This is a genomic window from Fictibacillus terranigra (assembly GCF_030412265.1).
GTDB lineage: Bacteria > Bacillota > Bacilli > Bacillales > Fictibacillaceae > Fictibacillus_C > Fictibacillus_C terrinigri.
On record NZ_JAUHLN010000002.1, the window covers coordinates 594,826 to 615,107 of the forward strand.

At 46.9% G+C, this 20,282-nt stretch carries 17 protein-coding genes; 1 reads left to right on the forward strand and 16 read right to left on the reverse strand.

The features are described from left to right. Positions 1 to 4: 4 nt before the first annotated feature. From def to QYF49_RS10880, 7 genes are all read right to left on the reverse strand, one after another. Entirely contained in the window at positions 5 to 478 is a 474-nt protein-coding gene (gene def, locus QYF49_RS10850; RefSeq protein WP_290399611.1) for a peptide deformylase, read from the reverse strand. A gap of 24 nt (positions 479 to 502) precedes the next feature. Continuing rightward, complete coding sequence (priA, locus tag QYF49_RS10855; protein ID WP_290399612.1) at positions 503 to 2,920, reverse strand: primosomal protein N'; 2,418 nt, start codon at positions 2,918 to 2,920, stop codon at positions 503 to 505. Then, entirely contained in the window at positions 2,917 to 4,110 is a 1,194-nt protein-coding gene (gene coaBC / locus QYF49_RS10860) for a bifunctional phosphopantothenoylcysteine decarboxylase/phosphopantothenate--cysteine ligase CoaBC (RefSeq protein ID WP_290400421.1), read from the reverse strand. Before coaBC ends, priA begins: the two co-directional genes overlap by 4 nt. A gap of 130 nt (positions 4,111 to 4,240) precedes the next feature. Next, the gene (gene rpoZ, locus QYF49_RS10865) at positions 4,241 to 4,444 is read right to left on the reverse strand and encodes a DNA-directed RNA polymerase subunit omega (protein WP_290399613.1); all 204 of its coding nucleotides are present in this window, start codon (positions 4,442 to 4,444) and stop codon (positions 4,241 to 4,243) included. Positions 4,445 to 4,446: 2 nt separating this feature from the next. Continuing rightward, positions 4,447 to 5,061 (reverse strand): guanylate kinase, encoded by a 615-nt coding sequence (gene gmk / locus QYF49_RS10870; RefSeq protein ID WP_290399614.1) that lies wholly within the window; start codon positions 5,059 to 5,061, stop codon positions 4,447 to 4,449. 12 nt (positions 5,062 to 5,073) lie between these two features. Then, complete coding sequence (gene remA, locus QYF49_RS10875; RefSeq protein WP_290399615.1) at positions 5,074 to 5,331, reverse strand: extracellular matrix/biofilm regulator RemA; 258 nt, start codon at positions 5,329 to 5,331, stop codon at positions 5,074 to 5,076. Positions 5,332 to 5,554: 223 nt separating this feature from the next. Further along, positions 5,555 to 8,221, reverse strand: a complete 2,667-nt coding sequence (locus tag QYF49_RS10880) for a calcium-translocating P-type ATPase, SERCA-type (protein WP_290399616.1) — start codon at positions 8,219 to 8,221, stop codon at positions 5,555 to 5,557. Between the two features lie 95 nt (positions 8,222 to 8,316). On the opposite strand from QYF49_RS10880, the gene QYF49_RS10885 reads away from it, so the two are divergent. Beyond that, positions 8,317 to 10,020: an Rqc2 family fibronectin-binding protein gene (locus QYF49_RS10885; protein ID WP_290399617.1), complete on the forward strand. Its 1,704-nt coding sequence runs from the start codon at positions 8,317 to 8,319 to the stop codon at positions 10,018 to 10,020. A gap of 14 nt (positions 10,021 to 10,034) precedes the next feature. On the opposite strand, the gene QYF49_RS10890 is transcribed toward QYF49_RS10885, so the two are convergent. The 9 genes from QYF49_RS10890 to QYF49_RS10930 are packed head-to-tail and all read right to left on the reverse strand — an operon-like array spanning position 10,035 to position 20,207. Then, positions 10,035 to 10,691 carry a class I SAM-dependent methyltransferase gene (locus tag QYF49_RS10890; RefSeq protein ID WP_290399618.1) on the reverse strand — a complete coding sequence of 219 codons (657 nt, stop codon included), beginning with the start codon at positions 10,689 to 10,691 and terminating at the stop codon, positions 10,035 to 10,037. Positions 10,692 to 10,718: 27 nt separating this feature from the next. Then, positions 10,719 to 11,348: an orotate phosphoribosyltransferase gene (gene pyrE / locus QYF49_RS10895; protein ID WP_290399619.1), complete on the reverse strand. Its 630-nt coding sequence runs from the start codon at positions 11,346 to 11,348 to the stop codon at positions 10,719 to 10,721. Next, entirely contained in the window at positions 11,329 to 12,054 is a 726-nt protein-coding gene (pyrF, locus tag QYF49_RS10900) for an orotidine-5'-phosphate decarboxylase (RefSeq protein ID WP_290399620.1), read from the reverse strand. The genes pyrE and pyrF overlap by 20 nt, the downstream gene beginning before the upstream one ends. Next, entirely contained in the window at positions 12,027 to 12,965 is a 939-nt protein-coding gene (locus QYF49_RS10905; RefSeq protein ID WP_290399621.1) for a dihydroorotate dehydrogenase, read from the reverse strand. Before QYF49_RS10905 ends, pyrF begins: the two co-directional genes overlap by 28 nt. Next, on the reverse strand, positions 12,962 to 13,735 hold the full coding sequence (locus QYF49_RS10910) for a dihydroorotate dehydrogenase electron transfer subunit (protein WP_290399622.1): 774 nt from the start codon (positions 13,733 to 13,735) through the stop codon (positions 12,962 to 12,964). The genes QYF49_RS10905 and QYF49_RS10910 overlap by 4 nt, the downstream gene beginning before the upstream one ends. Further along, a complete protein-coding gene (gene carB, locus QYF49_RS10915) occupies positions 13,732 to 16,935 on the reverse strand; it encodes a carbamoyl-phosphate synthase large subunit (protein WP_290399623.1) in 3,204 nt (1,067 codons plus the stop codon). Before carB ends, QYF49_RS10910 begins: the two co-directional genes overlap by 4 nt. Beyond that, a complete protein-coding gene (locus QYF49_RS10920; RefSeq protein WP_290399624.1) occupies positions 16,920 to 18,023 on the reverse strand; it encodes a carbamoyl phosphate synthase small subunit in 1,104 nt (367 codons plus the stop codon). The genes carB and QYF49_RS10920 overlap by 16 nt, the downstream gene beginning before the upstream one ends. Continuing rightward, positions 18,020 to 19,306, reverse strand: a complete 1,287-nt coding sequence (locus QYF49_RS10925; protein WP_290399625.1) for a dihydroorotase — start codon at positions 19,304 to 19,306, stop codon at positions 18,020 to 18,022. Before QYF49_RS10925 ends, QYF49_RS10920 begins: the two co-directional genes overlap by 4 nt. Then, complete coding sequence (locus QYF49_RS10930) at positions 19,281 to 20,207, reverse strand: aspartate carbamoyltransferase catalytic subunit (RefSeq protein ID WP_290399626.1); 927 nt, start codon at positions 20,205 to 20,207, stop codon at positions 19,281 to 19,283. The genes QYF49_RS10925 and QYF49_RS10930 overlap by 26 nt, the downstream gene beginning before the upstream one ends. Positions 20,208 to 20,282: the final 75 nt, after the last annotated feature.

A 20,282-nucleotide genomic window follows, 5' to 3' on the forward strand; every position in this document is an offset into this window, starting at 1 on the left:
ATTCCTACCTTTCAAACTCTCCCGGTTCATAATACGAACTGACCTTAGAGGTAAATAGAATTCCGTTAAGATGGTCGATCTCATGCTGAAGGGCCCGGGCAAGAAAGTCTTCTGCTGTAATCGTGAATGTCCTTCCATGCCTGTCCTCCGCAGTTACTGTTACTTTTTGAGCGCGTTTTACATCCCCAAATATCCCAGGGAAGCTCAGACATCCTTCTGGGCCATCCTGTTCACCTTCCATCCTTTCAATGACAGGATTGACCAGCTCGATTTTACCTGTTTCATCTCCAACATCAACAACCGCGATCTGTTTGCCGATTCCAAGCTGCGGTGCAGCGAGGCCGACTCCTTCCGCTTCATACATCGTTTCAAACATATCGTCGATAAGCCGGCTTAAGCTTTGGGTGAATTCTGTTACACGGTCACATTTCGTCTCAAGAATTTTATTGGGATAGCATACAATCTCCCTAACTCCCATCCTCATTCTCTCCCATCTATACAATTACATAATGTTTTGTGCGTTCATATCGACTGAGATCTGCAGGCCGTTCACATCCATTTCATGCTGAAAATGCTGCAATAGCTCTGAGATCAGTTCACTCAGCCGCGGTTCATTTTTGTATTTTATCATTACCTGATAGCGATATCTATCTTTAATACGGGCGATCGGCGAGACGACCGGACCGAGGATAATCGTACCAGGAGACACCTTCTGCCGAAGATACGATGCTGATTTTTCACTGGCGTCTACAGCCTTCAGCAGTTCAGTATGAGAAAAAGACAGGAGAGACAAATAATAATAAGGAGGATATTTGTGCTCCCGCCTGATCCGCATTTCCGTTTCGTAGAAGGAATGATAGTCATGGTCTGCTGCGAGGTCGATGCTGTAGTGGCCGACGGTATAGCTCTGTACGACCACCTCGCCCGAGAGTTCGTGGCGCCCTGCTCTTCCGCTCACCTGGGTGAGCAGCTGAAACGTTTTTTCTGAGGCCCTGAAATCGGGAAGGTGAAGCATCGTATCCGCAGCGAGCACCCCTACCAATGTTACTTTTGGAAAATCAAGCCCCTTCGCGATCATCTGCGTTCCTAGAAGAATGTCAGCCTTTCCTTCGCCAAATTGGTTAAGCAGCTTTTCATGGCTTCCTTTTCGCCCTGTCGTATCCACATCCATCCTGATCACTCTTGCGTGAGGCATCAGCCTTGTGAGCTCCTCTTCCACCTTTTGTGTACCAGTGCCAAAAAAACGAATGTACTGGCTTTCACACATGGGGCATCGGGAAGGCATCGGCTCCTGATGTCCGCAATAATGGCATTTTAAAAGATGCTGCTTTTTATGGTATGTAAGAGAAATATCGCAATGCGGGCATTCTCCGACATATCCGCAATCTCTGCAAAGAATGAACGATGAATAGCCCCTGCGGTTGAGAAATAGAACGGATTGCTCTCCTCGTTCAAGGCGCTCATTGATTTTCTCAAATAATTCACGGGAAAACATCGAGCGGTTGCCTGCCCTTAGTTCCTCCCGCATATCCACTACAGAAACAGAAGGCAGATCCCGTTTGTTCACTCTGTCGCTTAATTCGCAAAGCGTGTAGACGCCTTTTTGGGCTCTCGCATAAGATTCAAGTGACGGTGTGGCGCTTCCGAGAATAACCGGGCAGCGATGATGCTCTCCACGCTGTACAGCCACATCACGGGCATGATAGCGTGGATTCTCCTCTTGTTTGTAGCTTGATTCATGTTCCTCATCGATAATGATAAGACCCAGATTTTCAAACGGGGCAAAGACTGCCGATCGGGCGCCAACGACAACAGATACTTCTTTTCTCTGTATCTTTCGCCATTCATCGTATTTTTCTCCGGCTGAAAGAGCACTATGCAAAACGGCAACCCTGGAACCAAAGCGGCCTTTAAACCGGTTGACCATTTGTGGGGTGAGGGAGATCTCGGGCACTAAAACAATCGCTTCCTGCCCCATGCGAATCGCTCTGTCAATACTCTGCAGATAGATTTCAGTTTTGCCGCTTCCCGTGACGCCGTGAAGCAGAAAGGTCTCATGCCTTTTTTCCTCAAGTGCTGCCAGAACAGGCTGAATACTTTGTTCCTGCTGTAAGGTCAGAGGAAGAGGTTTCGTTCTTTTGAATTCGCGGTCTTCGTACGGGTCTCTGTAGATCTCTTTCTCCAAGATCTCGATTAAACCTTTTCGGGCCAAAGCTTGGACGGTGGACCTTGTGGTGTCAAACATTTCAAGAAGATCTTTTAATACAACCGGGCGATCGTACCCATGAAGAAAGGAAAGTATCTCTTTTTGTTTTACTGCCTGCGTGGACAGCGATTCAATAGCTTTAACCCTTTCTTCTTCTGTTCCCCGCCTCTGTACTACTTTAATTCTTTTCTTCGTAATTTTGTCTGACATCCTGTAAATCACTTCAAGAAAATTCTTCTGAACCAGCTTTTGAAAGAGGGCAAGAGGTGTCGGAGAAACTTTCATAAGGTCTTCCAGAGGGATGTTTTCCCGGTATTTAAACCATTCTCCCGCCTCATCCGGCAAATCCTCGAGTCCTATTCCGTCTACCAGCCTAAACTCTTTTTGGTAAGTGGCTTTTAAAGCGGCCGGAATCATTGCCTGATAGGCGGTAATTAAGAAACAGAGCGTTTTCTCTGATACCCATTGCCCGAGCGTTAGCAGCTCTCCCGTTAAAACGGGAACCGGATCCAAAAGTTCAATGATCTTCTTTAATTTTTGAACAGAGGCCTCTTCGGTGAGCTCGATGACGAAGCCCTGCAGCTTTCTTGGCCCGAAAGGAACGGCAACCCTCATACCTGGTTTTACCGAATCTGTTAAATCGTCCGGAACAAGATAATCAAAAGTGCGGTTTACACTGCTGACCGGTACGTCAACAATTACTTTGGCGATCATAAATGCATCAGTTCCATCGCTTGCAACAGTACTTCCTCTGCCACTTTATCCTTGGAAAGGAGCGGATATTCCTTTGCAGAACCATCCTTTTTAAAGATCACTACCCGGTTTGTATCGGCGCTGAAGCCGGCTCCTTCTTGAATCACATTATTGGCAACGATCATATCCAGATTTTTACGCTTCATCTTGTCAAGCGCATACCTTTCAAGATCGCCGGTTTCAGCCGCAAACCCGACAAGAACTTGCTGCTCTTTTTTCTCTCCGAGTACAGATAGAATATCGGTCGTTTTCTCCATTTCCACTGACCAGCTGCCGTTATTTTTCTTCACTTTTTCTTCATATTTTATACGCGGTGTATAATCTGCCACAGCCGCGGATTTAATGACAAGATCCATAGCCTGATATTCTTTCATCACCGCCTGAAACATTTCCTCTGTAGATTCGACTGGAACAAAACGTACGCCTGCAGGCTTCTCAAGAGCAGTCGGTCCGCTGACAAGGGTAACGTCTGCACCCATTCTCGCCGCCGCTCTTGCGATGGCATAACCCATTTTCCCGGATGAATAATTCGTAAAGTAACGAACAGGATCCACCTGTTCTCGAGTTGGGCCGGCTGTGATCAATACCCTTTTCCCTACTAAAGGCAAATCGGTCTGCCCTGCAGTGAAATCCTTTATACAGGCGATGATCTCTTCAGGCTCAGCCAGTCTGCCTTTTCCGATATAGCCGCATGCGAGAAGCCCTTCTCCAGGCTCAACGAACCGGTAACCATAATCAGCGAGCTTCTGCATATTCGCCTGTACAGCAGGGTGCTGATACATGTTAACATTCATCGCAGGCGCGATCATGATTGGGGCTCTGGTAGCCAGCAGCGTTGTTGTAATCATGTCGTCAGCGATGCCATTTGCCAGCTTCCCGATGCAATTGGCAGTCGCTGGTGCCACTACAACAAGATCTGCCCAATCTGCAAGGTCTATGTGGGCAACAACAGCCGGGTTCCGTTCTTCGAATGTATCCGTATAGACTTCATTCCGGGATAAGGTCTGCAGTGTCAATGGTGTAATAAATTTCTGTGATGATTCTGACATCATCACCTTTACGTCAAATCCAAGCTGATAAAGCTGGCTTGCGATCGTTGCAGCCTTGTATGCTGCGATCCCTCCGGTTACACAAAGCAATATCTTTTTCATAGAATGATCCAATGAGATCTCCCCCCTGCCATTTTGTTTACATAATATAATTATGATTTATCTTAATCTGTCATACTGCTGTTTAAATTGAAAAAAATAACAACCTATAATCATAGGTTGTTATCGATCATCATTCAGTGTCAGACGTTTTTGGCATTAAGTAACCCGCGTAAATCTCTTCCAAAGCTTTCCCGACAAACTTGTGAGAAACCGGCTTTTCTACGATTCCGTTGTTGCTCCGCTGAATCTCTCTTGCTCTTTTTGAAGAAAGAGTAACAAGCGAATATTTGGAATCTATTTTGTCCATAAGGGCATCAATTGAAGGATAAAGCATATTTATTCATCTCCCAGTAATTTTTTATAACGATTCGTTACACGGTCCACCTTGCAGTGTTCAGAAGTGATAATCGACTGGATTCGGCTGCAGGCTTGGCTGATCTCATCATTAACAACGGAATAATCATAATGCTGCATCATTTCTATTTCTTCTCTGGCTACTGTCATTCGGTTATTGATGAGATCTTCCGTTTCTGTCCCCCTGCCGACAATGCGGCTGCGCAGCTCTTCGAGACTAGGCGGTGTCAGGAAAATAAAAACGCCTTCCGGAAAAGAATTTCGAACCTGAAGCGCTCCCTGAACCTCGATCTCTAAAATAACGTCACGCCCTTCATCCAGTGTCTGGTTTACATACTCGATCGGAGTGCCATAATAATTACCGACGTATTCTGCCCATTCGAGCAGTTCGTTATTTTCAATCATGCGTTGAAATTCTTCTTTTGTCTTAAAGAAGTAATCCACTCCGTGAACCTCACCAATCCGTGGGTTCCGGGTCGTCGCTGAAACTGAATACTGAATGTCCAGCTTTTGTGCTCTCAGCGCTTTGCACACGGTTCCTTTTCCGACTCCGGAAGGGCCGGAGAGCACAAACAAAATGCCCCGTTCTCTATCCATACTAACCTCCACTTAACTTTCTTCCGTTCCCTCTTCAATTGAGAGGAGCCGCTGTGCCACCGTTTCAGGCTGAACAGCAGAGAGTACAACGTGATCACTGTCCGTAATGATGACCGCCCTCGTCCGTCTGCCGTATGTGGCATCAATAAGCATATTTCCGTCTCTTGCCATCGTAATGAGGCGTTTGATCGGTGCTGATTCCGGGCTTACCACGGATATGATTCGGTGTGCTGCTACAATGTTTCCATAACCAATATTGATTAGCTTCATGTATAAAACCGCTCCTAACGTTGGTAGTTCTATTCTAGCCAGAACGAGCAAGATCATAATCATTTATGTACAAATTAATTACATGTATGGATATGTCCGTACCCAGCACATTTATATCATTTTAACATATTCCTCCGTTATTCTAAACAATTTTAACAGTCTGTACAACCCTGAACACAAAAAAGGGCAGAAACTGTTCCCGATTTGTTTCTGCCCTTTCGGTTTATAATTTTTTAAATGCTTGGAACCCTGTAAGTGCAAATGTAGGAATGGCAGCCATCCCCAGCACAAGCATCCAATCACGGCCGGACAGTGGAACCGTATGAAAAATGGCCTGGAGCGGTGTAATGTACATGACCACGAGCGTAAGCAGCACGGAAGAAAGAACGGCTAAGACCAATGCCATGTTCCCAAATGGGTTTCTGTGCAGAACAGAGCGCTCGCTTCTGCAGTCAAACACATGGATCAGCTGGGCCATGACCAATGTCGAAAAAGCCACAGTCTGTGCTTTCATCAGCTGATCGGGATGTTCATGCAGAGCGGTCCAGAAGGCGAGTATGGTTACAATTCCAATGAGGAATCCCCTCGATACAATCTTCCATCCCAGCCCTCTTGAGAATACCCCTTCATTTGGCTTTCTCGGAGAGCGCTTCATCACATTGTCCTCCGCAGGATCAATACCGAGCGCCATCGCCGGAAGTCCGTCAGTCACAAGGTTCACCCATAAAATCTGGATGGGCACAAGCGGCATTGGCATGGATAAAATCATGGCGAACAGCATGACGAGGATTTCACCTACATTTGAAGCAAGCAAATAACGGATGAACTTTCTGATGTTTTCATAAATATTTCTTCCTTCTTCAATAGCTGCCCGAATGGTTGAGAAATTATCATCACTTAAAACGAGTGATGAAGCTTCCTTCGCTACATCTGTCCCTGTTATCCCCATGGCTATGCCGATATTGGCAGATTTTATCGCGGGCGCATCATTCACCCCATCCCCTGTCATCGCCACGATATGCCCTCTCTTTTGCAGTGCTTTAACGATTTTCAGTTTATGCTCGGGTGAGACCCTTGCATACACATAGATATTCTCAACCTCTCTTACAAGATCATCTTCAGACATGACCGATAGAGCTGCTCCATCGATGACTTTTCCCCCTTGAGGAAGGATGTTCAGCTGTCTGGCAATGGCACTCGCGGTCACTACATGGTCACCGGTAATCATCACCGTTTTTATACCTGCTTCATGACATCGGTCGATACTGCCTTTCACTTCTTCCCTAGGAGGGTCAATCATTCCCTGTAGACCGATGAATGTGAGATGATTTTCTGCCGACGGACCTGCGGTCGGCCTGTTTTTCCCATGCAGGGGCTTATAGGCAACAGCAATGGTTCTCAGCGCCTGGCTTCCGAGCCCCAGGATCGCCTCTTTGATCTGTTCCGTATGCTGCTGTTTTAGGAGCTGCCGCTTGCCGTCCCATAATACATAATCACTTTTTTCCAGCAGCACATCAGGTGCTCCTTTTGTGATCAAAAACATTTCACCGCTTTGATTACGGACAATAACACTCATCATTTTTCTCGTTGAGTCGAACGGAACCTCGTCCATAATTTCGACCGAACGGAGAATGTTTTCTTTCTTCAAACCTGCTTTTGCTGCACTGATCAATAAAGCAGCTTCTGTAGGGTCTCCCATGATGCTGCCTGTATCTGTCATCTCTGCATGGTTGCAGATCGCCCCGTAAGAGAGGAGCTGAAGAAGTCCTTCATACTGATCGACTCTTGCTTTTTGGCCGTTTCTTATAAAATCTCCCGAGGTATCATAACCGCTGCCCGTTACATACCAGGTCGTCCCTTCACTCCACAGATGAGTCACTGTCATTTTATTCTGAGTCAACGTTCCGGTTTTATCGGAGCAGATGACAGTCGCACAGCCCAGTGTTTCAACAGAAGGAAGCTTTCTTACGATGGCTCTCCGCTTAATCATCTTCTGGACGCCGAGTGCGAGGGCGATCGTTACGATCGCAGGAAGCCCTTCAGGTATGGCAGCAACTGCAAGCGATACGCCTGCAAGCACCATGCTGTACAAGTCATGTCCCCTGTAAACTCCCGTCGCAACGACGAGTACGGTCAACAGGAGAGCAATGCCGATTAAGATTTTGCCCAGCTGCTCTAGTTTAAGCTGAAGGGGTGTTGCAAGTGTATCGGCATTCTGAATCAAATGAGCGATTTTTCCCATCTCTGTTTTCATTCCGGTAGCAATAACGATACCCGTTCCGCTGCCTCTTGTTACCATCGTTCCCATGAAAGCCATGTTGGCCTGGTCTCCAATCGGCAAACCGCTTCCATGTAAAGGATCTCCGCGTTTTTGGACAGGAACGGATTCCCCGGTCAGGGCAGATTCCTCAATATATAGGCCCCTTGCCGAGACCATCCGTATGTCTGCACCGACCCGGTCTCCAGCAGAAAGTTTTATGACGTCGCCAGGAACGAGCTCTTTCGCAGAAATCGATACCCAGCTGCTGTTTCTCATCACAAGTGCAGAAGGAGCAGACAATTCACGCAATGCGGAAAGCGACTTTTCCGCTTTCCTTTCCTGAATAAATCCTAAAATTCCATTCATGATCACGATGAGAATAATCGCAATCGCATCAAGATACTCACCAAGCAGGCCTGATAATAATGTGGCGGCTAAAAGAACGAGCACCATGAAATCTTTGAACTGTGCGAAAAAAACGAGAATCGACGACGGTTTCTTTCCTTCCTGAAGCTGATTATAACCTACTGCCTTCAGCTTTTTCTGGCTTTCCTTTTCACTAAGCCCTTTCTGCAGGCTGCTGTTGGTCAGGCGTTCAACATCTTCCTTCGATAGCTCATACCAATTCATTTCTCCACCTCTGCCTTATAACGTATATAGCCATTTATATGCAGGCATGTCCTCAATAATGCTATACTGATGAAGAGAGAAACAGAGGTGAAACTATGAGTTTTGATGGAATCGTTACTAGAGCAGCAACAGCGGAAATAAAAAATACACTGCAATCCGGAAAAATCACAAAAATTTATCAGCCTGACAAAACTGACCTGCTGTTTACGATAAGAGCAGGCGGAAAAAACCATAAACTATTGCTTTCGGCTAATCCGTCATTCAGCAGGGTACAGCTGACGGCAAAGACGTATGATCATCCTTCGGTCCCTCCCATGTTCTGCATGCTCCTGAGAAAGCATATGGAAGGTGCTGTAATCGAGTCGATCGAACAGATCGATCTGGAAAGGATCATCCACATCAAAGTAAAAAACAGAAATGAAATCGGTGATATCGCCTATAAAACGCTGATCATCGAAATTATGGGACGCCACAGCAATATTATTCTGGTAGAAGATAAGAACTGTGCAATTGTTGACTGCATCAAGCACATCCCTCCTTCACTGAATCGATACAGAACACTGCTGCCCGGGCAAACATACGTATCTCCTCCACCCCAGGAAAAACAATCTCCGCTCACAGAAACGGCAGAAGGTTTCATCCGGAAAATAAAATGGAACGAAGGAAAGGTTGACCGGCAGATCGTACAGCATTACAGTGGAATCTCTCCGCTCATCGGCAGGGAGATCACCTTCCGGGCCGGACTGGCCACGAAAGATTCCCTCTCTGCATCATTTACCGATATGATGGAGAAGTTTCAGAGCGGTCATTATACCCCGCAGATGGTCTTTGCCGATGGGAAAGAATACTTTTCTGTTACTGATCTCACTCACTTAAAAGGGGAAAAGAAGGAATTTCCAACAGTGGGAGAGCTTCTTGACCGCTTTTATTATGGCAAGGCCGAACGGGACAGAGTAAAACAGCAAGCCGCAGATTTGGAAAAATTGCTGCATAACGAACATGAAAAAATAGCAAAAAAAATTAAGAAGCTGAAAGCATCACTCGCCGACACCGAAAAAGCCGAAAAGTTTAAAGTGCTGGGAGAACTGTTGACCGCTCATCTTTATATGGTGAAAAAAGGACAGAAGAAAATTGAGGTAACGAATTTTTACGAGGAGGATCAGCCACAGCTGGAAATTCAGCTGGATCCGTTGAAAGGCCCATCTGAGAACGCACAAGCCTATTTTAAAAAGTACAATAAGCTGAAAAATTCAGTGGCTTTTATTGATGAACAGCTGAAAAAAGCGAGTGAAGACCTTCTGTATTTTGAAAGTTTGATCCAGCAGATGGAATCTGCTTCTGTCAGAGATGTGGCCGGCATCAGAGAAGAACTGGAAGAGCAGGGCTATGTCAAAAGACGAAAACAGCAGAAAGCAAAAAAAAATGAGAAGCCTGTTCTGGAAACGTATCAATCCACAGACGGCTTGACCATCCTTGTCGGCAAAAATAATAAACAGAATGATTATCTTACGTTTAAAGCTTCACGGCAAAATGAAACGTGGCTTCATACGAAAGACATCCCAGGTTCCCATGTGGTTATAAAAAGCGAAGAAATCAGTGAAACGGCTCTTTTGGAAGCTGCCGGGCTAGCCGCTTACTTCAGCAAAGCCAGGCATTCCGGCTCCGTTCCGGTTGATTACACGCTGATCCGGCATGTGAAAAAGCCATCAGGTGCAAAACCGGGCTTCGTTATCTATGATCAGCAGCAGACCCTCTATGTTACCCCGGACGAAGATCAGCTGTTAAAATTAAAAAAATAACCAGGTGTGCCTGGTTATTTTTTTGCTGTTGTAATGATCGCCAACCCATCAAGTACCTCATAGTGAGTAACTTCCTTCATACTGAGGCCCTGCAGAAGGGTTGTCAGTTCATCCGAAGTATAGCGATGCCTTCGGGTAGAGACATTCGCCCATTTCAGCATAGCTGTCTGCTCAAAACCTGAAATGTCATGATCCTTGCAAAAGCGGAAGGCTTCCATTTGACTCATCTTAGAAGATGGGTTCAACATGCCAAGCACCCCGCCGTTTCCTAGAACCCTGATCATCTCTTGAATCCCCTTGTCAGGCTCTGGAAGCAGGAACATTACACATGTAGACAGCGCCACATCAAAACGGTCATCGGTAAACGGCAAGTCACACGCATCACCGACTACGAATTCACCCTTTTCACTTCGGTTATGAAAAAAGAAATTTTGAGCACTGGCTTTAATCATCTCGGATGAGAGGTCAACACCTGTAAGCTGGGTCGCTTCGTCAGCTCCGCGGAGCAGCAGCCTTCCTGTCCCGCAGCCGACATCCAAAACCTTTTTATCTTTCCAGGAACCGGTTTTTTCTTTTAATTGATCATGGACTTCGCCAAGCCAGGACGTACGTGCCATCCCATCGAAAAAAGCTACCAATTCATCAAACTCTTCACCGTTCATCTTCCTCATAAAAGAAGCGCTCCTTCCGCAATCTCGCTATGCGTTTTGAAGCCAGTTTTCCGGATTTTCCTTCCAGCGCAGCAAATGCGAGAGATCCTTTTTAGAAATATAGCCTTCCACCGAGGCTGTTTCTATTAATGTACTAAAATCGGTTAGAGTTTGCACGTTTATTTTATGATCAGCAAGGTTGTCAAAACCTTTCACGAGTTCATAGGAAAAAACAGCCACTACACCAAGAACATTGCAGCCTGCATCTCTTAATGCCTTCACTGCAGAAATAACACTGCCACCCGTTGAGATCAAGTCTTCAACAACAACGACCTTCATGGAAGCTTCCGCTTTTCCCTCAATATGCTTGCCTTTTCCATGGGACTTTGCGCTGCTGCGCACATAGCTCATAGGCAGGCTTAGGCGGTCTGCAAGCAAAGCCGCATGAGGAATGCCGGCAGTCGCTGTTCCCGCAATCATGTCCGCGTCCGGATAATGATTCAGGACGAGTTCTTTTAATCCTTCCGCAATTCTGCTGCGGACTTCCGGATAGGACAGAGTCAGGCGGTTGTCGCAATAGATGGGAGATTTCATTCCGGAAGACCACGTATACGGATGTTCTACCGAAAGAGTTACCGCTTCGATAGAGAGCAGATCTTTAGCTATTTGTTGTTTCATGTTGAAGCCCCCATTCTTTTTCGATGTTTAGATAGGTTTTCAATGGATCAAGAGATTGAGTAATGCTTCTTCCCACTACGATAAAATCGGATCCGAGCTGTTGGGCAGCCGCTGGATCGGCCGTTCTTTTTTGATCGTTCTTATCATCACCCGCAAGCCTGATTCCAGGTGTTACGGCTAGAAAAGCGCTTCCGCATACCTTCTTGATCTGCGGCACTTCAAGAGGGGAACATACTACTCCATCAAGGCCGCTATCCCTGGCAAGGGACGCATAATGGCAGACCGTATTCTGCATCGGTTCATGGATGAGCAGTTCATCCCTCAGCATTTGAGACGATGTGCTTGTCAGCTGGGTCACACCAATGCAGAGCGGCCTTTTTTCATTTCTTGTTCCCTCATTCAGGCCTTCAATGGCCGCTTTCATCATAGCTGTTCCGCCCGCTGCATGAACATTAACCATATCGGCTTCCAAACCGGCGATTCGTTTCATCGCTTTGTGCACGGTTGTCGGGATGTCATGGAGCTTAAGATCAAGAAAGATCTTAAACTGTTTTTCTTTTAAGATGGAGATCAAATCCGGTCCTACCTCATAGAACAGTTCCATCCCGACCTTAACCCAAACTGGCTGTCCCTCAAATGGCTCAATGAATGATTCAACTTCTTTTTTTCCAGGAAAATCTAGCGCGATAATGATGGGACTTCGCATTCCTTCCAGCTCCCTCCGATTAATTCACTGATATGGTTCACGTTCATATGATCAAGCAGCTCCGGCAATTTAGAGATAATATCCGGACAGATCAGCGGATCCACAAAGTTCGCTGTTCCAATCGCAACTGCGGAGGCACCCGCAAGCATAAATTCGATCACATCTTCAGCGCAGGTTACTCCCCCCATGCCGATGATCGGGATAGAGACGGCCTGGCTCACCTCATGAATCATTCGGATAGCAACCGGTTTGATCGCAGGTCCGGATAAGCCCCCCGTTTTGTTGGCGAGTATGGGTTTCCTCGTTTTCAGATCAATCCTCATCCCAAGAAGAGTATTGATCATGGAAAGTCCGTCCGCCCCTGCTTCTTCGACCGCTTTTGCCATCTCCGAAATATTGGACACGTTAGGAGACAGTTTGACGTAGACCGGTTTGGACGAAACGGATTTCACTTTTTTTGTAAGCTCGGCTGCTGTTTTTGGATCGGTTCCAAACTGGATCCCGCCTTCTTTTACGTTCGGACACGATATGTTCAGCTCCAGTACAGAAACTTGGGGATGGGAAGAAAGTTTTCTTGCCACTTCACAATAATCCTCATCCCTGGATCCTGCGATATTGGCAACGATCGGAATGTTGTAGGATTTAAGGAACGGCAGCTCCTTCTCCATGATCTTGTCTACCCCGGGATTCTGCAATCCTATCGCATTGAGCATCCCGCTATGGGTTTCCGCCACCCGCGGAGTGGGGTTGCCAAACCTTGCTTCGGCGGTGGCTGCTTTAATGGCAGCAGCCCCAAGAACCGACAGATCATAAAACCCCGCATATTCACGGCCGAATCCAAAACAGCCGGAAGCGGGCATGATCGGATTCTTCATGTCAAGACCAGGAAGACTTATTGCCAGCCTGTTCATAATACCACCTCACCGATTGGAAATACTGGACCGTTGCTGCAGACTTTTACATAGTCAGAAGGAAGCCCTCCGTTCACATGGCAGACACAGGCAAAACATGCTCCGATGCCGCACCCCATCCGCTCTTCCAAAGAGAAGTATCCGCTGGCCGACGGAACCTGCTGCTCCAGTGCTTTAAGCATGACAGACGGTCCGCAGGAATACAGCAAATCATAGGTAAACGAATGACTTTTAATGACGTCCGTCACGAATCCTTTACACCCTTGAGATCCATCTGCAGTCGATATGAAAACTTCACCCACCGCTTCAAATTTTTCTTTGTAAAAGGCGTCTTCGAAAGATTGGAAGCCGAGGACGGAGATGACCTTGATCCCCCGTTTTTGTAATTGTTTCGCCAGGTAATACAATGGAGGCACTCCGATTCCTCCTCCGACAAGAAGTGCTGTCTTGCCTTCTGCAAGTGCGTCAAGAGGGAACCCGTTGCCCAATGGTCCGAGCAGGTCAATCATGTCCCCGTCTTTTTTTTCACTGAGCAGCGAGGTGCCTGCTCCTTCTTTTCGATAGAGCATTGTCAGTGTTTGGCTTGTCAGATCCACGTCACAGATCGAGATCGGTCTTCTAAGGAGCGGCTGGAAGGAGTCGCTCACTCGCATATGGACGAACTGGCCCGGAGATGTCATATCTGATACGACATCCCCCTTTACTTTCAGTTCGAAAATATTGCGGGCGATTTCTTTTTGGGAAACTACACTTACCATCTCTTTTCTCATACTAAAACACGATCCTTTTCAAAGGCAGGCATCTGTCTCGCTGTAAAGGTTAAAGATTCCAACACTTCAAGCAAAGCTTCAGCGGTATCCAGGCTCGTTAAGCACACGACGCCGTTCTCGGAGGATTCCCTTCTGATCCTGAAGCCATCACGTGCAGGCATTTTTCCTTTCGTTAATGTATTGACGACAAATTGTGCTTCCCCTTGACGGATGATGTCCAGAAGGTTTCTTTCCCGGCTGCCGATTTTATGGACGACAGTAACGGGAATCTTCTGTTCTTCGAGATATTTGGCTGTACCCTCAGTAGCCATGATGGTATAGCCGATTTCATAGAATCGCTTCATCAAACGCAGAGCTTCAGGCTTGTCCTTGTCCGCCACCGTGAAGAGGACAGATCCATAGGTTGGTATTTTCATTCCGGAAGCGACTAATCCCTTATACAACGCTTTTTGAAGAGTATTATCTCTTCCCATAACTTCTCCGGTGGATTTCATTTCCGGGCTAAGGTACGTATCTACTCTGCGGAGCTTCGCAAAGGAGAATACAGGGACTTTGACGAATACTTCTTGTTTTTCAGGAGCGTAGCCCGTAGGATAGCCGAGCTTACTTAATGACGTTCCAAGAATGACCTTCGTTGCCAGGTTTGCCATCGGGATGCCAGTAATCTTGCTCAAGAATGGGACGGTTCGGCTTGATCTTGGATTGACTTCAAGAACATAGACTTCTTCTCCATGCAGCACGAACTGGATGTTAAGAAGACCCACGATCCCCAGACCTCTTGCCATTGAAATCGTTCGTTCAATTATTTTTTCTTTCTGTTCAGGCGTTAATCGCTGAGGCGGGTAGACAGCAATGGAGTCTCCAGAGTGAACGCCTGCACGTTCAATGTGCTCCATGATTCCAGGGATGAAAACATCCTTTCCGTCAGAGATCGCGTCAACCTCTACTTCCTTGCCCTCAAGATAACGGTCGATCAATACAGGATGCTCAGGATTCACCCTTACAGCGTTCTCCATGTATTGAAGAAGTTCTTTTTCCTTATAGACGATCTCCATCGCCCTGCCTCCCAAAACATAGGACGGCCTTACGAGGACCGGGTAGCCGATTCTCTCTGCGATAACTTGTGCTTCTTTGACAGAAAATGCGGTTTCTCCATCAGGCTGAGGGATGTTCAGTTCTTTCATCGCCTGTTCAAAACGGTCTCTGTCTTCTGCTCTGTCCATGTTGTCAAGTGAGGTTCCAAGGATGGCTACTCCCCGCTCATGCAGAGCATCCGCAAGATTGATCGCTGTCTGGCCGCCAAACTGGACAATGACTCCTTTTGGCTTCTCTTGATCGATGACATGCATCACGTCTTCTACGGTTAATGGCTCAAAATACAGTTTGTCAGACGTGCTGAAATCTGTCGACACCGTTTCTGGATTATTGTTGATAATAATCGCTTCATAGCCCGCTTCTTTGATCGCCCAAACCGTATGCACCGTCGCATAGTCAAACTCAATGCCTTGCCCGATCCGAATGGGGCCGGAACCAAGTACGAGCACACTTTCTTTTTCTGTTCGCAACGATTCGTTTTCCTCAGCATACGTCCCATAGTAATACGGTGTTTCAGAATCGAACTCAGCCGCGCAAGTGTCCACCATCTTATAAACGGGCTTGATATTCTTCTCCGATCGAAGGTCATAGAGATCCTTTTCCGCCATGTTCCACGCTTTAGACAGCCATACATCACTAAAGCCTTTTTCTTTTGCAGCACGCAGCAGGCCGAGATCTCCAACGTTGTTAAGAACCTTCTGTTCGAGGTCGATGATCCCTTTGATCTTCTCCAGGAAGAAGACATCAATTTTTGTAATCTCCCAGATTTCCCTTACTGTCATTCCGATCCTTAAGGCTTGTGCGATATGATATAAACGCTCATCGTCGGCGGTTGCGAGCACCGGAAACAGTTCCTCTCTAGTCTGCTTAGGGTTGCTGATTTCAAGATGATAGCACTTCGTTTCGAGGGATCGGACCGCTTTCAGCAACGACTCTTCCAGATTTCTTCCGATGGCCATGACCTCTCCGGTAGCTTTCATTTGAGTACCGAGCTTACGGTTGGCTCCTTCGAACTTATCGAACGGCCAGCGAGGAATCTTTGTCACGATATAATCGAGCGCTGGTTCAAAACTGGCATAGGTAGAGCCGGTTACTGGGTTTTTAATTTCATCAAGTGTATATCCGACAGCGATTTTCGCTGCGATTTTGGCGATTGGATAGCCTGTAGCTTTTGATGCGAGCGCCGAAGACCGGCTGACCCTCGGATTTACTTCAATGATGTAATAGCTGCTGCTGTCTGGATCAAGAGCAAGCTGTACATTGCAGCCGCCCTCGATCTTCAAAGCACGAATGATCTTTAGGGACGCGTTTCTTAAAAGCTGGTAATCTCTGTCACTTAGTGTCTGGCTTGGTGCTACTACAATAGAATCACCCGTATGGATTCCAACAGGGTCGATGTTCTCCATGTTGCAGACCACAATGGACGTATCATTGCTGTCCCGCATCACTTCATATTCGATCTCTTTAAAGCCTGCGATGCTCTTTTCAAGCAACACCTGGTGTACAGGGCTTGCCAGGAGCCCGCTCGTTACGATCTCCTTTAATTCTTCTTCATTTCCGGCAATTCCGCCGCCTGTCCCGCCAAGCGTGAACGCAGGGCGGATGATTACCGGATAGCCAACTTCAGCAGTAAAAGCGACTGCCTCCTCATACGAACGGATGATTTCACTCTTAGGAACCGGTTCGTTTAATTCGTTCATCAGCGTTCTGAAAAGTTCACGATCTTCCGCCTGCTGAATGCTTGTCAATGTCGTTCCAAGCAGTTCAACAGAGCATTCTTCAAGAATTCCGCTCTCAGACAGTTCGACAGCCAGGTTAAGCCCTGTTTGACCTCCAAGCGTCGCAAGAAGTCCGTCAGGGCGTTCCTGCCGGATAATCCTGCTGACGAAAGGAACGGTAAGCGGTTCGATGAAAACTTTGTCTGCGATAGAAGTATCGGTCATAATTGTTGCCGGATTGGAATTGACAAGGATTACCTCATAGCCTTCTTCCTTTAATGCCTGGCAAGCCTGTGTGCCGGCATAGTCGAATTCTGCAGCTTGTCCGATGACAATCGGACCTGATCCGATTACAAGTATTTTTTTAATATCTAAGCGTTTAGGCATTTTTCTTTCCCCTCTTCCTTAGCGGTTTCCATCATGTTCATGAACTTTTCAAATAGCGGATTGGCATCCATCGGCCCCGGTGAGGCTTCAGGATGGTATTGGACAGAAAATGCAGGTTTCACTTTGTGTCCCAACCCTTCGACTGTTCCGTCATTTACAGCAATATGTGTTAACTCAAGCTCTGTTCCTTCGAGCGTTTCCGGGCTGACGGTATACCCATGGTTCTGTGCCGTCAGTGCTATTTTGCCTGTCTGAAGATCTTTTACAGGATGGTTGGATCCGCGGTGTCCAAATTTCAGTTTTTCTGTATTTGCACCCATGGCCAGTGCGAACAGCTGGTGTCCGAGACAGATTCCAAACAGCGGAATTTCCTCTTCAAGAATGGTGTTGATCATTCCGAGGGCTTCCGGTACATCTTTCGGATTCCCGGGGCCATTGCTTAAAAGGATGCCATCCGGATTAAGCAGTATAATCTCTTCTGCTCTTGTATTGTAAGGAACTACGATCACATCGCAGCTGCGCTGTGATAATTCTCTCAAGATTCCGCTTTTTGCGCCATAATCCACAACAACTACTCTTCGTCCTGTATTCGGCAGATGATAAGGAGTTCTCGTTGAAACCGATTGAACATGGTCGGTTCTGAGCGGGGCATTTTTAAACTCCTCTACAATGGCAGAAGTATCAGAATCAGCTGAAACGATCTTACCTCTTAAGGTCCCGTGTTTTCGGATTAACCGGGTGAGTTTTCTAGTGTCAATCTCCATTAATCCCGGTATGTTTTTAGCTTTTAAAAGTTCATCAAGCGTTCCAAGTGACTGGTAGTGGCTCGGCAGTGCACATGCTTCATTCACGATCAGTCCATGAATGGCTGGAGAGATTGATTCAAAATCCTGGCGGTTGACACCATAATTTCCGATCAGCGGGTAGGTCAGTGTTACGATCTGTCCGCAGTAGGAAGGATCGGACAAGATCTCCTGATATCCTGTCATCCCTGTATTGAAGACTACTTCGCCATCTTTTTCCTCTGCACTCCCAAATCCTTCACCATGAAATTCGGTGCCGTCTTCTAAAATAAGAATCCGTTTCATGCGTTCACACTCTCCTTTTCATACTTAATGCTTCCTTCTACAATTGTCAGTACGGGCCAGCCTTTACAGCTCCATCCGGAAAACGGCGTATTCTTACCTTTTGATGCAAAGCGGTCTGGATCAATTTTTTCTTCATGCTCTAAGTCGATGACCGTCAAGTCGGCAACTGCTCCAAGCTCTAATGTTCCATATGGAAGCTCAAACGCTTCAGCAGGCTTACGTGTAAAACCGTCAACCAGCTCTTGCAGCGTCATCACCCCGGTTTGAACAAGGTTGGTATAAAGCAGCGGGAAGGCTGTCTCCAGGCCAACGATGCCGAACGGAGCGAGCTCCATTCCCTGGTCTTTCTCATCCTTGCTGTGAGGCGCGTGGTCAGTCGCGAGAAAATCGATAATTCCGGATTTAAACGCTTCGATCAGCGCTTTTCTGTCGTCACTCCCTCTAAGAGGAGGATTCATTTTATAGTTGGTGTCCAATCCAGGAATATCTTCATCACACAGCAGCAAGTGATGCGGTGTGACTTCAGCCGTTACTTTAATTCCAGCAGCTTTCGCATCTTTAATCACACGGACGGATTCCTTCGTGCTTACATGGCAGACGTGGTAACGCGCTCCTGTTGCCTCAGCGAGGAGAACATCCCTTGCGATCTGTACCGCTTCACATACGGAAGGTATTCCATTTAATCCATGGGTTTGGGCAAAAGCTCCTTTATGTACCGAGCCTTTGTGGATCAGTGTATTTTCTTCACAGTGAGCAACAATGACTGCCTCATTCTGTTTGGCCTTCGTCATCGCCTGCAGCATCATGTCGGCTGACTGAACTCCCACCCCGTCATCAGTGAAGGCAAATGCACCATTCTGTTTTAATGCTTCAAAATCGGTAAGTTCCTTGCCTGCTTGCCTGATTGTAATCGAAGCATAAGGCAGCACTCGGACAGAAGCTGTTTCTTTGATCTTTTCATTCACCCATTGAATCTGTTCCGCATTGTCCGGAACCGGTTTGGTGTTTGGCATGGCGGCAACTGTCGTAAACCCGCCTCTCGCTGCGGCTCTTGTTCCCGTTTCAATCGTTTCTTTATGTTCACCGCCAGGCTCACGCAAATGAATATGGAGATCGATCAGCCCTGGAGTGATCAGTCTACCTGAGACATCAATCACGTTATGGCCTTCTTCTGGAATCAGATTCCCCAAATCAGAGATCCTTTTCCCCTCGATCAAAATATCCTGTACCATTTGTTCGTTATTTCCCGTAAGTACTTTACCACCCTTTAACAAGATGCCCATTTTGAACTTCCTCCTTTGAATTGGTTTCCAGCGCCCATTTGAGGACTGCCATTCTGATAAACACACCATTGTTCATCTGCTTAAAGATGCGCGAACGACTGCATTCCACAAGTTCATCCGCTATTTCCACCCCCCGGTTTACAGGAGCCGGATGCATGATGATCGCGTGGTCTTTCATTCTTTTTTCACGTTCCACAGTGAGACCGTAACGGTTATGATAAAGTTCTGAAGTCATTCCGCTTTTGCTTTCATGGCGTTCATGCTGAATTCTGAGAAGCATGAGGACATCTGCTGTTTCAACGGCTTCATCCATGGTTAGGTAACGATTTTCAGCCGTTTCCTCGTCATACCATTCTTTTGGACCGGAAAATGCTACTTTTGCGCCCAGCCGGTCAAGGATTTCGGCATTCGATTTTGCAACGCGGCTATGCCGGATGTCTCCTACAATCACTACCTTTAATCCTTGGAGGACAATAAATTCCTGCTGGATGGTCAGCAAGTCCAGCAAAGACTGAGTAGGATGGTTCCCACATCCGTCCCCCGCGTTGATGATCGGAATTCTCACTCTGCCGGCCAGTTCATCAAAATACCGGTCCTTGCTGTGCCGGATGACAGCTGCCGCAGCACCGACCTCTTCAAGCGTTCTCACTGTGTCGTACAGGGATTCCCCTTTCAATGTGCTTGAAAAGCCACAGTCAAGATTCAGTACGTCAAGCCCTAATTTTCGTTCAGCAGCTTCAAAACTCATTCTTGTTCTCGTACTGGGTTCAAAAAACAGGTTGGCTGCGAATGTCTGGCCTTCAGGCTTCCATTTCTCTCCCTTGGCAAACGCGTGCGCATCATGCAGGATCTGTTCGATCTCGATCACAGACAGATCTTTCATCGTTAGTAAGTTTTTCATAGGATCAGCTCCTTGTTTTTTCTAAAAAAACACCCTGACGGTTTTGGTCAGGGTGTGGCCAGACTTGAAAAAGCG

Excerpts from the sequence above, each read along its gene's own strand:
- QYF49_RS10905 (WP_290399621.1), bottom strand. The coding sequence starts at position 12,965 with ATGAACAGGCTGGCAATAAGTCTTCCTGGTCTTGACATGAAGAATCCG.
- pyrE (WP_290399619.1), bottom strand. The coding sequence starts at position 11,348 with ATGAAACAACAAATAGCTAAAGATCTGCTCTCTATCGAAGCGGTAACT.
- QYF49_RS10885 (WP_290399617.1), top strand. The coding sequence starts at position 8,317 with ATGAGTTTTGATGGAATCGTTACTAGAGCAGCAACAGCGGAAATAAAA.
- gmk (WP_290399614.1), bottom strand. The coding sequence starts at position 5,061 with ATGGATAGAGAACGGGGCATTTTGTTTGTGCTCTCCGGCCCTTCCGGA.
- QYF49_RS10920 (WP_290399624.1), bottom strand. The coding sequence starts at position 18,023 with ATGAAACGGATTCTTATTTTAGAAGACGGCACCGAATTTCATGGTGAA.
- QYF49_RS10880 (WP_290399616.1), bottom strand. The coding sequence starts at position 8,221 with ATGAATTGGTATGAGCTATCGAAGGAAGATGTTGAACGCCTGACCAAC.
- pyrF (WP_290399620.1), bottom strand. The coding sequence starts at position 12,054 with ATGCGAAGTCCCATCATTATCGCGCTAGATTTTCCTGGAAAAAAAGAA.
- def (WP_290399611.1), bottom strand. The coding sequence starts at position 478 with ATGGGAGTTAGGGAGATTGTATGCTATCCCAATAAAATTCTTGAGACG.
- QYF49_RS10930 (WP_290399626.1), bottom strand. The coding sequence starts at position 20,207 with ATGAAAAACTTACTAACGATGAAAGATCTGTCTGTGATCGAGATCGAA.
- priA (WP_290399612.1), bottom strand. The coding sequence starts at position 2,920 with ATGATCGCCAAAGTAATTGTTGACGTACCGGTCAGCAGTGTAAACCGC.
- QYF49_RS10925 (WP_290399625.1), bottom strand. The coding sequence starts at position 19,306 with ATGGGCATCTTGTTAAAGGGTGGTAAAGTACTTACGGGAAATAACGAA.
- QYF49_RS10910 (WP_290399622.1), bottom strand. The coding sequence starts at position 13,735 with ATGAGAAAAGAGATGGTAAGTGTAGTTTCCCAAAAAGAAATCGCCCGC.
- carB (WP_290399623.1), bottom strand. The coding sequence starts at position 16,935 with ATGCCTAAACGCTTAGATATTAAAAAAATACTTGTAATCGGATCAGGT.
- coaBC (WP_290400421.1), bottom strand. The coding sequence starts at position 4,110 with ATGAAAAAGATATTGCTTTGTGTAACCGGAGGGATCGCAGCATACAAG.
- QYF49_RS10890 (WP_290399618.1), bottom strand. The coding sequence starts at position 10,691 with ATGAGGAAGATGAACGGTGAAGAGTTTGATGAATTGGTAGCTTTTTTC.
- remA (WP_290399615.1), bottom strand. The coding sequence starts at position 5,331 with ATGAAGCTAATCAATATTGGTTATGGAAACATTGTAGCAGCACACCGA.
- rpoZ (WP_290399613.1), bottom strand. The coding sequence starts at position 4,444 with ATGCTTTATCCTTCAATTGATGCCCTTATGGACAAAATAGATTCCAAA.